A 14,752-nucleotide genomic window follows, 5' to 3' on the forward strand; every position below is an offset into this window, starting at 1 on the left:
CAAGATGAAAGCGACCCAATATGTGGCCCGGGAGCCGGGGCCGGACGGCATCATCCGCTACAGTGCCGAAGAAAACGCCATCTGGCAGACCCTGATCGAACGCCAGCTGGCCTGCGTGGCCGGCCGCGCCTGCGACGAATACATGGACGGCCTGGTCCGGCTGGATCTGCCCCGGGATCGCATCCCCCAGCTCGACGACATCAACCGGATACTGGAGCCCGCCACCGGCTGGCAGGTGAGCCGGGTGCCGGCGCTGATCTCCTTCGACCGCTTCTTCGCGCTGCTGGCCAGCAAACGCTTTCCGGTGGCCACCTTTATCCGCAGCCGGCAGGAGCTGGACTACCTGCAGGAGCCGGACATCTTCCACGAGATCTTCGGCCACTGCGCCCTGCTGACCAATCCGGCCTTCGCCCGCTTTACCCATGCCTACGGCCAGCTGGGGCGGGAGGCCAGCCCCCAGGAAAGGGGCTTCCTGGCCCGGCTGTACTGGTTTACCGTGGAGTTCGGCCTGCTCAACACCCCGACCGGGCGGCGCATCTACGGCGGCGGCATCCTTTCCTCCCCCGGCGAGACCCGCTATGCCTTCGAGTCCCCGGTGCCGGAGTTCCGCCCCTTCGACATCCTGGATGTGCTGCGCACCCCCTATCGCATCGACATCATGCAGCCCATTTATTACGTGATCGACTCCATCGACGAGCTGTTCCATATCGCCGAGATGGACATCATGGCCAAGGTAAACGAAGCCAAGGCCCTGGGGCTGTTCGCCCCCACCTTTCCCCCCAAACAACAACAAGCCAGTTAAAGGAGTGAACATGACCGCACTTGCCCAACAACACTGCGAAGCCTGCCGTGCCGATGCCCCCAGGGTCAGCGACGACGAGCTGGCGGCCCTGATGAAGGACCTTCCCGACTGGACGCCGTTGGCGCGGGACGGGGTGCTGCAGCTGGAGCGGGAATACAAATTCAAGAACTTCAAGCTGGCCTGGGCCTTCGCCGACAAGGTGGCGGAGCTGGCCGAGAGCGAGTTCCACCACCCCACCATCACCCTGGAATGGGGCAAGGTCACCGTCACCTGGTGGACCCACGCCATCCACGGCCTGCACCGCAACGATTTTATCATGGCCGCCAGGACCGATACCCTGCTGGCAGGCTGAAAGCCGGAAGCTGGAAGCTGGAAGCTGGAAGCTGGAAGCTGGAAGCTGGAAGCTGGAAGCTGGAAGCTGGAAGCTGGAAGCTGGAAGCTGGAAGCTGGAAGCTGGAAGCTGGAAGCTGGAAGCTGGAAGCTGGAAGCTGGAAGCTGGAAGCTGGAAGCTGGAAGCTGGAAGCTGGAAGCTGGAAGCTGGAAGAGAATAAAGGAGTAGGAGTCGGGGTCAATTTTTAAAATTGACCCCGACTCCTTTTGATATTTACCGGGCGGTCAGGGTGCGGCCGTCCTTGGCATGGATCACCAGCTCGCCAGCCGGATTGAACTCGATACGCTGGCCGTTGCCGAGGATATCCAGCATGGCCTGCTCCCGCTCCATCTGCGCCGGCGTGCACATCATCATGGTGCTGGCCATGCCGGTGGTCTCGAGTTTGTCGCCCTGGAGCCGGTAGCCGCCATGGAAACCGTTGCAGAAGGCACGGCCATAAAGCCGGCCATCGTCGCCGAAGTTGAGGGTGCCGACGGCCTGGCCGATGCTGCCGGGCAGCTCGCCGGTCACGTCCATGCCGTTCAGATCCCGCACCTGCCACTCGGTGCCGGTCAGGGCCTGTTGCGGCTGGTTGCCCAGTTCGGCGCAACCGCTCAGGGCAACCAGGGACAGGGACGACACCAATGCCAGGGAAGTCAGTCGATTCATATATAGCCTCATAGGATAAGAAAAAGCCGTCCCGGCTCAGGGCAGGCGCATCCCGGCTGCGACCATGAATTGAGTAATAACTCTAACACTATACCCGCTTTTGGCGGAAAGGCCCACTCCCTGACCCAAACCCGGCGCCGTGGGTGGGAGGTCCACTGAAGTGGACCCTACAACAGGCCCGGCGTAGCCGGCGGCCGTAGGGTCGAATTTATTCGACCGAACCCCGGCGCCGTGGGTGGGAGGGTCCACTGAAGTGAACCCCACAACAGGCCCGGCGTAACTGGCGGCCGTAGGGTCGAATTTATTCGACCAAACCCCGGCGCCGTGGGTGGGAGGGTCCACTGAAGTGAACCCGACAACAGGCCCGGCGTAACTGGCGGCCGTAGGGTCGAATTTATCGACCAAACCCCGGCGCCGTGGGTGGGATGGTCCATTGAATGGACAGGAGCAGCACGCCAAGTGGACCTCCGCCTGCGCGGAGGTGACCATCATTAAAGGTAACCTTTGCTTCCCACTTCCGGCTTCCGGCTCAAGGCTTCCGGCTCCGGTCACACCCCCAGCTTGTCGCGCAGGCTGTAGTAGACGGCGCCCATGGCGGTAAAGGGCACCTGGAAGCGGCGGCCGCCGAAGAAGGGCAGGTGCGGCAGGCGGGCGAAGGCGTCGAAGCGTTCGGCCTGACCCTTGAGCACCTCCGACAGCAGCCGTCCCGCCAGGTGGGTGCAGGTCACGCCGTGGCCGCTGTAGCCCTGCATATAGTAGACATTCGGTTCCAGCCGTCCGAACTGGGGCAGGCGCGACAGGGTCAGCAGGAAATTGCCGCTCCAGCGGTAGTCTACCTTCACCCCCTTCAGCTGGGGGAAGGTCTTCAGCAGCTTGGGCATGACCAGGCGTTCGATATCGTCCGGATCCCGGGCGCCGTAGACCACGCCGCCGCCGTACAACAGCCGGTTGTCACCGGTGAGGCGGTAATAATCCAGCAGGTAATTGCAGTCCTCCACACAGTAGTGGCGGGGGATCAGGCTCGCCGCCTGCTCCTCGCTCAGGGGCTCTGTAGTCACTATCTGGGTGCCGCAGGGCATGGCCTTGGCCGCCAGCTTGGGCTCCAGGTTGCCGAGGTAGGCGTTGCCGGCCAGCACCAGGAAATTGGCGGTTACGCTGCCGCCCGCCGTTTTGGCCACCGCCGGATCCCCATACTGGATATGGGTCACCGCCGATTGCTCGAAGATACGCCCGCCCAGCTTGCGGATGGCTTCGGCTTCGCCCAGGGCCAGGTTGAGCGGGTGGATATGGCCGCCCCGCTGATCGAGCAGGGCGCCCACGTAGGCCTCGGTATCGATCTCCCGGCGTACCTGCTCTGCGTCCAGCAGCTCCAGCTGCCGGTGGCCGTAGCGCTCCCAGTTGGCCTTCTGGTTTTCCAGCTCATGCAGCTGGCGCGAATTGAGGGCGGCGAAGATGCCGCCGGGGCGGAAGTCGCAGTCGATGCCGTACTGCTCGATGCGGCTGCGGATGATGTCGCCGCCCTCGAACATCATGCTGCCCAGCATGCGGGCGGTGTCCTGGCCGTAACGGGCCTCGATCACGTCGATGTCCCGGCTGTAGGAGTTGACTATCTGGCCGCCGTTGCGGCCGCTGGCGCCGAAGCCGATGCGGCTGGCCTCCAGCAGCACCACGTCGAAGCCCGCCTCGACGAGGAAGAGGGCGGTAGAGAGGCCGGTGTAGCCGCCGCCCACCACGCAGACGTCGCAGCGGATGTCTTCGGTCAGTTGCGGCCAGGGCTCGTGCCGGTTGGCCGAGGCGGCGTAGTAGCTGTTTACATGTTCCATTTAAAACCTCTCCCTTAATCCAGTGCCAGCCAGGTGGTCTTGAGTTCGGTGAATTTTTCCAGGGCGTGCAGGGACTTGTCCCGGCCGTTGCCGCTCTGCTTGACGCCGCCGAAGGGCACCGTCATGTCGCCGTCGTTGTAGTTGTTGATAAACACCGAGCCGGCCCTGAGCTTGCGCGCCAGCCGGTGGGCCCGGCCCAGATCCGAGGTCCAGACCCCGGCCCCCAGGCCGTACTTGCTGTCGTTGGCCAGCCGCACCGCGTCTTCCTCGCTGTCGAAGCTGGTCACCGCCAGCACCGGACCGAAGATTTCCTCCTTGGCCACCGTCATGTGCGGGCTCACCTGCTCCAGCACCGTCGGCCCCATAAAGTTGCCCGCCTGCTCCCGGCCGTCCAGGCCGAGCACGGCCCCTTCTTCCAACCCCTCGGCGATATAGCGGCAGACGCTGCCATGGTGGTCGCTGTCGATCAGGGTGCCCATGGTGGACTCGGGATCCAGCGGATCCTTCGGCTCGAACTCGGCGGCGGCCTTTTTCAGCTCGGCCAGGAAGGCGTCCTTGATGCTCGCCTCCACCAGCAGCCGGGTACCGGCGATGCACACCTGGCCCTGGTTGTAGAAGATGCCGGCGGCGGAGGCCCGGGCCGCCTTGGCCAGATCCGGGCAGTCGGCGAACACCAGGTTGGCGCTCTTGCCGCCCGCCTCCAGCCACACCCGCTTCATGTTGGAGCGGCCGGCGTATTCCATCAGCAGCCGGCCCACCCCGGTGGAGCCGGTGAAGGTGAGGCAATCCACGTCCTGGTGCAGGGCCAGGGCCTTGCCCGCCTCGTGGCCGAGACCGGGCAGCACGTTGAGCACCCCGTCGGGCAGGCCCGCCTCCCTGGCCAGGGCGGCGAGGCGGATGGCGCTGAGCGGCGACTTTTCGGAGGGCTTGAGGATCACGGAATTGCCCGCCGCCAGCGCCGGCCCCAGCTTCCAGCAGGCCAGCAGCAGCGGGAAGTTCCAGGGCACTATGGCCGCCACCACCCCGATGGGCTCGCGGCTGATCAGCGCCAGCGCCTCGGGCCCGGTGGGGGCGATTTCGCCGTACACCTTGTCCACCGCCTCGGCATACCACCGGATGGCGCGGGTGGCGCCGGGGATGTCATCCCGCAGGCTGTGGCGGATCGGCTTGCCGGTGTCCAGGGTTTCGAGTAGTGCCAGCTCTTCCCGGTGTTGCTCCATCAATTCGGCCAGGCGCAGCAGCACCCGCTTGCGCTCGGCCGGCGCCGCCTCGGCCCAGACGCCGGATTCGAAGCTGGTGCGGGCCACCGCCACCGCCGTGTTGACGTCCCGCTCCTGGGCCCGGCTGGCCTCGACCAGGATCCGGTCGGTGGCCGGGTTGATCACGCCGAAGCGCTCGCCCCCTTCCGCCTCCCGGTATTCGCCGGCGATAAAGAGCCGGGATTCGATGCGCAGTTGTGCCGCCCTGGCCTGCCAATGGGCCTTGTCTTTGTAATCCATGATGTTCTCCGCGTTCCTTACAGATTGGGTGGGGTGTGCGCGCTGATGATGCGGCACTCCCGCTCCGAAACATTGGTAAAAGTATGGGGCAGGCCGGTGTCGATGACGTAGCTCTGCCCGGCCCTGAGCCGGTGGCATTCGCCGTCCACCGTCAGCTCTATCTCCCCTTCGAGCACGGTGCCGACCTCTTCTCCCTGGTGCTTGAGGTGGCCCCCGGTGCTGGCGCCGGGAGCGTAGGTTTCGATCAGCAAGCCCAGGGTCCGCTTGCGGTTGCCGTTGTGCACCAGCTTGAAGGACACCCCCCGGCTGCCGATCTCGAGCAGTTCCTCGGGCTCGATCACCACCTTGTTGCGCTTGGCGGGCACCGGCTCGGCGAAAAACTCCGACAGCGACATGCCGTACACCTTGAGCAGCTTCTGCAGGCTGCTCACCGCCGGGCTGACCTTGTCCTGCTCTATGGTACAGATGGCGCCATGGGTCAGGCCGGACAGCTCCGCTACCTTGCGCTGGCTCAGGCCCAGCCGCTGGCGGATAGCCGCCAGCCGGCTGCCCGGGGCCAGGTCGGTATTGCGCGCTTCGCTCATCCTTCCTCCTTGCATGCCCGGTAGTGACGGCAGGCAGCGGCAAAGCCGTCGAACAGGGCGCGGGACAGGGCGTTGTCCCGGCTCAGCCACTCCGGATGCCACTGCACCCCCAGGGCGAAGGGCTGATCAATCAGGCTGATGGCCTCGACCAGGCCGTCCGGCGCCCGGGCCTCGACCCGCGCCGCCGCGCCCAGCGCCTTCACCCCCTGCATATGCAGGGAATTCACCGGCTGGCGGCCGGGGCCGGCCAGCCGGGCCAGCAGCCCCCCCGCTTCGGGAAGGATGTCGTGGGCCGGGGCGTACTGCTGGGCCAGGGGCTGCTGCTTGTCTTCCCGGTGTTCGTCGAACAGGCCGGTGTCGTGCAGGCGCCGGTGCAGGGTGCCGCCGCTGGCCACCACCATCTCCTGGAAGCCGCGGCAGATGCCGAACAGGGGCAGTTGGCGTTGCCGGGCGGCGGTGATAAGCCGCAGGCTCAGGCGATCCCGCCCCGGATCGTTGAGCGGCTCTTCCCCGCTTTCGCCGTAGTGATGGGGCTCCATGTTGCTGTAGCTGCCGGTGAGCAGCAGGCCGTCGAGCATGGCCAGGGCCTGCTCCAGGCCCTGCTCGTCGTCGCCCAGCCCCTGGGCCAGGGGAAAGGGCAGCAGACCGGCGGCCTGCACGGCGTTGAGGTATTTCTCCTGCAGCGTCATCGCCGGATGCGGCCCCAGCATCTGCCGGCACATGATGATGCCGACCACAGGCTTGTTAAATATATGCACCATCCATTCCCCCTCGTTCATGCTCTATATTCTGAACATAAAACCCATAAAGGGCGATATATGTCAAATATATGATTAAAATCTAGCACACGTTAATTTAACGCTCAATAATATTTAACACTTGCAAAACAAAATAAACGAACTTATGTTTCTCATGGTAAGTATTTTTAACGGTCACATGGCGGTGCAATCATGCAAGCAGAAATGTTAGAACCCTTGGCCCCGGTAGCGGCCCCTGAACAGAGCCAGTTTGAACAAGAGGTGGCGGACTACCTGGCCCGCTATCCCGACACCCAGTATGTGGACGTGCTGCTCACCGATCTCAACGGTATCTTCCGTGGCAAGCGGCTGCCGGTGAGCGCCCTGGACAAGCTGGAAGCGGGCTGCTTCTTCCCGGGCTCGGTGTTCGCCATGGACTTTCGCGGCAACGTGGTGGAGGAAACCGGCATCGGCCAGGACATCGGCGAGCCGGACCTGCCCTGCTTCCCCATTGCCGATACCCTAGTGCCCTCGGCCTGCGATCCGGAGACCGTGGCCCAGCTGCTGCTGACCATGGTCACCGAGGACGAGCAGCCCTTCCCGCTCGAGCCGCGCAACGTGCTGGCCCGGGTGTGGGAAAAGGTCAAGGCCCGGGGCCTGCGGCCGGTGGTGGCGCTGGAGCTGGAGTTCTACCTGGTGGACCGGGATAGGGATGACAGCGGCCGGCTGCAGCCGCCCTGCTCGCCGCTCACCCAGAAGCGGGACACCTACAGCCAGGTATATTCGGTGGACAACCTCAACAACTTCTCCGAGATCCTGGCCGATATCGACAACCTGGCCATCCAGCAGGGGCTGCCCGCCGACGGTGCCGTGGCCGAGGCGGCGCCGGGCCAGTTCGAGATCAACCTCAACCATACCGACGACGTGCTCGCCGCCTGCGACCAGGCCCTGGCGCTGAAGCGGCTGATCAAGCTGGTGGCGGAGCAGCACGAGATGGACGCCACCTTTATGGCCAAACCCTACGAGGAGCATGCGGGCAGCGGCCTGCACGTGCACATCAGCGTGGTCGACGACCAGGGCGACAACCTGTTCGCCGACGCCGACGGCGAAGACTCGGCCCTGCTGCACCTGGCCCTGTCCGGCATGCTGGATCTGATGCCCGACAGCATGGCGCTGCTGGCCCCCAACATGAACTCTTTCCGTCGCTTCCAGCCCGGCATGTACGTGCCCACCCAGGCTTCCTGGGGCCACAACAACAGGACGGTGGCCCTGCGCATCCCCTGCGGCGACGACGACGCCCGCCGCATCGAGTACCGGGTGGCCGGGGCCGACGCCAATCCCTACCTGGTGGTGGCGGCCATTCTCGCCGGCCTGCTGCACGGCCTGGACAACACCCTGCCGCTGCCGGCGCCGGTGGTGGGCAACGGCCTGGAGCAGGAAGGGCTGCCCTTCCCCACCCGCCAGAGCGAGGCGCTGCAGGTGCTGGCCGAAAGCCAGCCGCTCAAGCGCTACCTGGGGGAGGAGTTCATCGAGGTGTACCGCATCTGCAAGAACGACGAGCTGCTGGAGTTCGAGCGGCGCATCTCCGATATCGAACTGGAGTGGATGCTTAAAAACGCCTGAGCGAACTATCACGTTTTTCCGGTGGCAACCGGCCCCAAAGGGCCCTTTGCCGCCGGAGCCGGTGCGGCCGGCCCCGGGCTTGCCGCGAACAACCATAGGGACATGACCGGCGCCATCGCCGGCCCCTCGACCAAGGACAAGACCGATGCAACGAGATGATACCCTGGTACTCGAACCCGCCGAAAAATGGCCGCCGCTGTGGCGTGGAATGGCGGTGGCCCTGGTGGCGGCGCTGGGCTTTGCCTGGCTCGGCTTCAACCACGAGGCCGGCAGCGACTACGGCGCGCTCAGCCTGCTGCCGGCCGCCCTGGTGATCACCATGGCGGTGCTCACCCGCAAGACGGTGGAATCCCTGCTGGCGGGCGCCCTGCTCGGCCTGCTGCTGCTGGATCCGGGCGATCTGGTCGGCCCGCTGGCGGACGTGACCCTGGCGGTGATGATGGACGAGACCATCGCCTGGCTGATCCTGGTGTGCGGCATGATGGGCGGGCTTATCAACCTGCTGGCCCGGGGCGGCGGCGTGCACAGCTTCGGCAGCTTTATGACCCGGCTGATCAAATCCCCCCGCGGCGCCATGTTCGGCACCGTCGGCCTGGGGCTGGTGGTCTTTATCGACGACTACCTCAACTCCCTCGCCGTGTCTTCCTCCATGAAGAAGATCACCGATACCTACAAAATCTCCCGGGAAAAGCTGGCCTACATAGTGGACTCCACCGCCGCGCCCATCTGCATACTGGTGCCAATCTCCACCTGGGCGGTGTTCTTCGCCTCCCTGCTGGAGGATTCCGGCGCCGCCGACGGCGGCCGGGGCATGTCCCTTTATATCCAGAGCATTCCCTATATGCTCTACGGCTGGGCCGCCCTGCTGGTGGTGGTGCTGGTGGCCGCCAACCGGTTGCCGGACCTGGGCGCCATGAAAAAGGCGGAAGCCCGCGCCCGGGCCGGCCAGCCGGTGCCGACCGGCTGGGAAGACCAGGAAGAAGCCCAACCGAGCCGGAATACTCCCGCCTGGCTCGGCCTGGGCAACTTCCTGCTACCCATGCTGGTGCTGGTGCTCGCCAGCGCCTGGTACGAGATCGATCTGCTGAAAGGGGTGCTGGTAGCCCTGGGCTTCACCATGCTGCTCTATTCGGTGCAGCGGCTGCTGTCGTTCCAGCAGCAGGTGGACGCCACCCTGGACGGCTTCAAGGTGATGCTGTATCCCATCGCCACCGTCTGCGCCGGCTTCGTCCTGAAGGAAGTCAACGACCAGCTGGGCATGACCCAATACATCATCGACTCCGTCACCCCCATCCTCACCCCGGCCCTGCTGCCCGCGGTGGTGTTCCTGGTGATGGCACTGGTGGTGTTCAGCACCGCCTCCAGTTGGGGGGTGTTCGTGATCTCCCTGCCCATAGTGGTGCCCCTGGCCCAGGCCATGAACGTGCCCATGCCGCTGGTGGTGGGCGCCCTGCTCTCGGCCTCGGCCTTCGGCAGCCACGCCTGCTTCTTCAGCGACTCCACCGTGCTGTCCGCCCAGGGCGCCGGCTGCGACACCATGGATCACGCCCTGACCCAGTTGCCCTACGCGCTGATCGGTGGCGCCATCACCCTGGCGGCGCTGCTCGCCGCCGGCTTCTGGCTGGTGTAACGGCGGCGGAAGCCGGAAGCCGGACGGCCAGCCGCCCCATCTTCTATGATTAAAAAACAACCACTCGGCGACCTGCCCCGGCCACCCGGGGCAGGCCATGATCTCATGGTAAATAAAAAGGATAATGCGATGAAATGGCAACGAGTGATGCGGCTGGCCCTGGCCGCGGTCGGCAGTCTATTCCTGGTTGGCACCGGCCAGGCGAACAGCGACTTCCTGGTCAGTACCGACTGGCTGGAACAAAACCTGAAAAATGAGGATCTGCGCGTGCTCGAAGTCAGCGTGGTGCCCGGCAAGTTCGAACGCGGCCATATCCCGGGCGCGGTCAATCTTCACTGGCACACCGAGCTGGTCGATCCGGTGAAGCGGGACATCGCCTCCCGGGACAACTTCCAGGCCCTGCTGCGCAAGGCCGGCATCTCCGAAGGCACCACCCTGGTGCTCTACGGCGACAGCAACAACTGGTTTGCCGCCTGGGGCGCCTGGATCTTCGATGTTTACCGGGTGCCCTCGGTCAAACTGCTCGACGGTGGCCGCGACAAGTGGGAAGCGGAAGGACGCCCGCTGGACGTGCGCCCGAGCCAGTATCCGCCCGGCAACATCAGCCTCGCCGAGCGCAATGATGCCCTGCGCGCCCACCTGGCCGACGTGCTGGCGGTGGCGGAAGGCCGTACCGATACCGCCCTGATCGATATCCGCTCCGCCGACGAGTACAACGGCAAGATCTTCGCCCCGGCCGGGGTGCAGGAGCTGGCGGTACGGGCCGGCCACATTCCCGGGGCGGTGAATGTGCCCTGGAGCAGCGCCGTGGCCGCGGACGGCACCTTCAAGCCGGTTGAAGAGCTGCGCGCGCTCTACCAGGGCGTCGGCGTGGACGGCAGCAAACCCGTCATCGTCTATTGCCGGATCGGCGAGCGCTCCAGCCACACCTGGTTCGCCCTGAGCAAGCTGCTCGGTTACGAGGTGCGCAACTACGACGGCTCCTGGACCGAATACGGCAACAGCGTGGGCGTGCCCATCGCCAACCCCGCGGGCACCGTCTGGGGCGGCACCTGACAAGCGACGGCGGCAAGGGTCCCTTGCCGCCGTCCTCTGGTATAAGAGCCATGCCCGCCCCTGCTCCGGCCCGACGCCCGGCCATTGCCCTGGCCCTGCTGGTGCTGCTCGCCCTGTTGCTGGCCGGCCGTGCTCTCGCCGACGGCTCCACCACCGGCAACAACCTGGCCTTTTCCCTGCTTGCCGGCGCCCTGTTCGGGCTGGTGTTGCAACGCTCCCGCTTCTGCTTTTTCTGCATCAGCCGCGATTTCGTCGAGCGCCGGGACGCCCGGGGCCTGCTCGGGCTGGTGGTGGCCCTGGCGGTGGGCAGCCTGGGCTACCAGGTGCTGTTCGGCGCCTTCCTGCTCGACCCCACCCTAGGCCGCCTGCCGCCGGGAGCCCATATAGGCCCGGTGAGCTGGGTGCTGGCCGCCGGCGCCTTCACCTTCGGCATCGGCATGGCCCTGTCCGGCTCCTGCCTCAGCGCCCACCTCTACCGGCTGGGCGAAGGCTCCCTCGCCGCCCCCTTCGCCCTGCTCGGGGCCCTGGGCGGCTTCGTCCTCGGTTTTCTCAGCTGGAATCCCCTCTACCTGAGGGTCATGCAGGAGGCGCCGGTGATCTGGCTGCCCGCCCGCCTCGGCTACGGCGGTGCCCTGCTACTCCAGCTGTTGCTGCTCGCCACCCTCGCCCTCGCCCTGGTGCGGGCCCACCGGCCGCCGGCCGAGTCCGGGCCGCCCCCCGCCGGGTCGCTGCACGGCCTGCTGTTCGGCCGGCGCTGGCCCACCTATGTGGGCGGCATACTGGTGGGCATGATAGGGGTGATGGCCTACTTCAGGGTCGCCCCCCTGGGGGTGACCGCCGAGCTCGGCAGCCTGGCGCGCACCGGCGCCGACGGCCTGGGGCTGCTGCCCGGCAGGCTGGAGGGGCTGGACGGCTTTTCCGGCTGCATAACTGTGGTCAAGGAGCACCTGCTTTCCGACAACGGCCTCTTCGTACTGGGGCTGGTGGGCGCCTCCCTGGCCTCGGCCCTGGTCGCCGGCGACTGGCGCCCGCGCCGGCCCGCCCCGGGCGAGGTGGTGCGCTGCCTGGCGGGCGGCCTGCTGATGGGATGGGGCGCCATGGTCGCCCTGGGCTGTACCGTGGGCACCCTGCTGTCGGGGGTGATGGCCGGGGCCCTCTCGGGCTGGGTGTTCCTGCTGTGCTGTCCGGCCGGCATCCTGGCCGGCCTGTGGCTGCGCCGCCGTCTGCCCGGCTGAGGGTTACCAGAGCCCGCCGGCCAGCAACCGGATCAGGGCGCCCAGCAGGGTGACGACCAGCACCCCACCCAGGTAGAGGCCGGCGAACCACAGCCAGCTGTTCTTGCCCTTCATCAATAGCCCTCCTCGAAATCCTCGACCTTGCCGGAGAAGATGCGGTAGCCCCACAGGGTATAGGCGCAGATCAGCGGCAGGAAGATAAAGATCCCCGGCAGCAGGAACAGCAGGCTGGAATCCGGCGCCCGGGCATCCCACAGGGTCATCTGGTGCGGGATAAGATAGGGGAAAAGCCCCACCACCAGGCCGATAAAGCCCAGGAGGAACAGCCCCACCGCCAGCCAGAAGGGCCGGGTCTCGTGGGGTTGGCCGTCCAGATCCCGGTACAGCAGCCAGCCGAACAGGGCGCTCAGCAGCGGCAGGGGCGAAAGCCAAAGGAAGTTGAGGCCGTCGAGCCAGCGTGTGCGCACCTCGGTATTGGCCAGCAGGGTCCACAGGCTCACCACCACCAGTATCGCCATGATCGCCAGTACCAGTTGGCGGCCGAGATGGGCGGCGCGGGCCATGATGTCGCCCCGGCTCTTCATCACCAGGTAGCAGCAGGCCAGCAGGGCATAGGCCACCATCAGTGCGAAGCCGGTGAAGATGCTGAAGGGCGACAGCCATTCCAGGGCGCCCAGCTCGCCGGGGCCGGCCTCCACCCCCTGCACCACGGCGCCGAGGATGGCGCCTTGGCAGAAGGTGGCGACGGTGGAGCCGAGGAAGAAGGACAGATCCCACCAGGGTTTGGAACGGTGCGACTTGAAGCGGTACTCGAAGGCCACGCCCCGGAAGATAAGCCCGATCAGCATGATGATGATGGGCGTGTACAGGGTCGCCAGTATGCCCGCGTAGGCGGCGGGAAAGGCGGCGAACAGCACCACGCCGCCGAACACCAGCCAGGTTTCGTTGCCGTCCCACACGTGGGAGATGGAGCGCATCATATGATCCCGCTCCGCCTCGCTCTTGAACCAGGGATAGAGGATGCCGAGGCCGAGATCGAAGCCGTCGAGCACCACGTACATCAGTACCGCAAAGCCCAGCAGCAGGTAGTAGAACAATGCCAGATCCATCTTATGCCTCCGCCTTGTCGTGTTTCAGTTGTTTCACCCAGGCCAGGGCGTAGCCGGGGGCATTGACGCCGATCAGGTGCTGTTCCAGGTGCGCCATGTCCGGCGGCCCCTTGCGCACCAGCTTGGCCATGAAATACAGATAAACGCAGAACAGCAGGCTGTAGGTCAGTACGAACAGGGTGAGCGAGAACAGCACCCGCTCCGCCGGCAGCGGCGACACCACCTCCATGGTGCGCACCAGCCCCTGCACCAGCCAGGGCTGGCGGCCGATTTCCACCACGTACCAGCCGGCCAGGGTGGCCAGCACCCCCGAGGGGATCATCAGGTTCATCAGCCGCAGGAAGGGCCTGTGTTCATAGAGCCGGCCCCCGCGGCGCAGCCAGAGGCCCCAGAGGGCGGCGCCTATCATCAGCACGCCCAGGCCCACCATCAGCCGGAACGAATAGAACACCAGGGGCACGTGGGGCCGCTGGTCGGCGGGCACCGACTTGAGCCCCTGCAGTTCCCCGTCCCACTCGTGGGTGAGGATGAGCGACGCCAGCTTGGGAATGCCGATTTCGAAGCGGTTGGTCTCGTTTTCCATGTCCGGCACCGCGAACAGCAGCAGCGGTGCGCCGGCCTCCCGCTCGGGCCAGATGCCCTCCATGGCCGCCAGCTTGATGGGCTGGTGCTCCTTGACGTTGAGGCCGTGGAAATCGCCTACCAGCGCCTGCACCGGCGCCAGGATCAGCGCCGCCCACAGCGCCATCGACAGCCCCTTGCGGGCGAAGGCCTGCTCGCGGCCCTGCCGCAGGTACCAGGCGCTGACGCCGCCGATCACGAAGGTGGCGGTCAGCATGGCCGCCAGCAGCATATGCACCAGCCGGTAGGGCATGGAGGGGTTGAACACCACCTCCAGCCAGCTGGCCACCTCGAAGCGGCCGTCCACAATCTCATAGCCGGCCGGGGTCTGCATCCAGGAGTTGGCCACTATGATCCAGAAGGCGGAAATCCAGGTGCCCACCGCCACCACGCAGGTGGCGAAGAAGTGCAGCCGCTCGCTCACCCGCTGCCAGCCGAACAGCATGACGCCGAGGAAGCCCGCCTCCAGGAAGAAGGCGGTGAGCACCTCGTAGGCCATCAGCGGGCCCAGCACCGGACCGGTGATGGCGGAGAACTCGGAGAAGTTGGTGCCGAACTCGTAGGACAGCACTATGCCGCTGACCACCCCCATGCCGAAGGTGATGGCGAAGGGCTTGATCCAGAACTTGGCCAGCTGGAAGTAGATGGGGTTGCGGGTCTTCAGCCAGAGCCCTTCCCAGATGGCGATGGCGGTGGCCAGGCCGATGGTGATGGCCGGGAAGATGATGTGGAAGCTGACCGTGAACGCGAACTGAATGCGCGACAGCAGGGCGGAATCGAGCTCCATGAGTCCTCCTTAACGACGGTAACGATTGACGGCGGCCGGCAGGGTCGCTAACAGCAGAACGATAAAAATAGCAGAGAATTCAATCAGTAAGGCGGTCATGTTCATTATTGTTGCTCACTCGCTGGGTTGATACTCCCATAAAGCAGAAACCGTGCCAGCACGCCCAACACCTTGAGTTGCCTTGTGCTGGATCAAAAAAGCGGCAAA

The 14,752-nt window shown here is 65.6% G+C and carries 13 protein-coding genes; 6 read left to right on the forward strand and 7 right to left on the reverse strand.

Annotated features, from left to right (window positions below):
• Nucleotides 1–4 precede the first annotated feature (4 nt).
• Both phhA and JKV55_RS04110 read left to right on the forward strand, forming a co-directional pair.
• The gene (gene phhA, locus JKV55_RS04105; protein ID WP_202082478.1) at nucleotides 5–802 is read left to right on the forward strand and encodes a phenylalanine 4-monooxygenase; all 798 of its coding nucleotides are present in this window, start codon (nucleotides 5–7) and stop codon (nucleotides 800–802) included.
• A gap of 10 nt (nucleotides 803–812) precedes the next feature.
• Entirely contained in the window at nucleotides 813–1,154 is a 342-nt protein-coding gene (locus JKV55_RS04110; RefSeq protein WP_202082479.1) for a 4a-hydroxytetrahydrobiopterin dehydratase, read from the forward strand.
• 252 nt (nucleotides 1,155–1,406) lie between these two features.
• Here the strand turns inward: JKV55_RS04110 and JKV55_RS04115 are convergent, their stop codons facing one another.
• From JKV55_RS04115 to puuD, 5 genes are all read right to left on the reverse strand, one after another.
• Nucleotides 1,407–1,841 (reverse strand): META domain-containing protein, encoded by a 435-nt coding sequence (locus tag JKV55_RS04115; protein ID WP_202082480.1) that lies wholly within the window; start codon nucleotides 1,839–1,841, stop codon nucleotides 1,407–1,409.
• Between the two features lie 548 nt (nucleotides 1,842–2,389).
• On the reverse strand, nucleotides 2,390–3,664 hold the full coding sequence (locus JKV55_RS04120; protein WP_202082481.1) for an NAD(P)/FAD-dependent oxidoreductase: 1,275 nt from the start codon (nucleotides 3,662–3,664) through the stop codon (nucleotides 2,390–2,392).
• A 14-nt stretch (nucleotides 3,665–3,678) separates the two neighbouring features.
• A complete protein-coding gene (gene puuC, locus JKV55_RS04125; protein ID WP_202082482.1) occupies nucleotides 3,679–5,163 on the reverse strand; it encodes an aldehyde dehydrogenase PuuC in 1,485 nt (494 codons plus the stop codon).
• A gap of 17 nt (nucleotides 5,164–5,180) precedes the next feature.
• Complete coding sequence (gene puuR, locus JKV55_RS04130; protein WP_202082483.1) at nucleotides 5,181–5,747, reverse strand: HTH-type transcriptional regulator PuuR; 567 nt, start codon at nucleotides 5,745–5,747, stop codon at nucleotides 5,181–5,183.
• Nucleotides 5,744–6,508 carry a gamma-glutamyl-gamma-aminobutyrate hydrolase gene (gene puuD, locus JKV55_RS04135; protein ID WP_202082484.1) on the reverse strand — a complete coding sequence of 255 codons (765 nt, stop codon included), beginning with the start codon at nucleotides 6,506–6,508 and terminating at the stop codon, nucleotides 5,744–5,746. Before puuD ends, puuR begins: the two co-directional genes overlap by 4 nt.
• Nucleotides 6,509–6,709: 201 nt before the next feature.
• Between puuD and JKV55_RS04140 the strand changes: the two genes are divergently transcribed.
• From JKV55_RS04140 to JKV55_RS04155, 4 genes are all read left to right on the forward strand, one after another.
• Entirely contained in the window at nucleotides 6,710–8,107 is a 1,398-nt protein-coding gene (locus JKV55_RS04140) for a glutamine synthetase family protein (RefSeq protein WP_237332658.1), read from the forward strand.
• A 145-nt stretch (nucleotides 8,108–8,252) separates the two neighbouring features.
• Nucleotides 8,253–9,737, forward strand: coding sequence for a Na+/H+ antiporter NhaC family protein (locus JKV55_RS04145; RefSeq protein WP_202082487.1), 1,485 nt, complete (start codon nucleotides 8,253–8,255; stop codon nucleotides 9,735–9,737).
• Between the two features lie 129 nt (nucleotides 9,738–9,866).
• Nucleotides 9,867–10,793, forward strand: a complete 927-nt coding sequence (locus JKV55_RS04150; RefSeq protein ID WP_202082490.1) for a sulfurtransferase — start codon at nucleotides 9,867–9,869, stop codon at nucleotides 10,791–10,793.
• A gap of 50 nt (nucleotides 10,794–10,843) precedes the next feature.
• Complete coding sequence (locus tag JKV55_RS04155) at nucleotides 10,844–12,028, forward strand: YeeE/YedE family protein (protein WP_202082492.1); 1,185 nt, start codon at nucleotides 10,844–10,846, stop codon at nucleotides 12,026–12,028.
• 113 nt (nucleotides 12,029–12,141) lie between these two features.
• Here the strand turns inward: JKV55_RS04155 and cydB are convergent, their stop codons facing one another.
• Nucleotides 12,142–13,137, reverse strand: coding sequence for a cytochrome d ubiquinol oxidase subunit II (cydB, locus tag JKV55_RS04160; protein ID WP_202082494.1), 996 nt, complete (start codon nucleotides 13,135–13,137; stop codon nucleotides 12,142–12,144).
• A gap of 1 nt (nucleotide 13,138) precedes the next feature.
• Nucleotides 13,139–14,545 (reverse strand): cytochrome ubiquinol oxidase subunit I, encoded by a 1,407-nt coding sequence (locus JKV55_RS04165; RefSeq protein ID WP_202082496.1) that lies wholly within the window; start codon nucleotides 14,543–14,545, stop codon nucleotides 13,139–13,141.
• Nucleotides 14,546–14,752 lie beyond the last annotated feature (207 nt).

This window comes from Zobellella iuensis (assembly GCF_016746085.1).
GTDB classification, from domain to species: domain Bacteria; phylum Pseudomonadota; class Gammaproteobacteria; order Enterobacterales; family Aeromonadaceae; genus Oceanimonas; species Oceanimonas iuensis.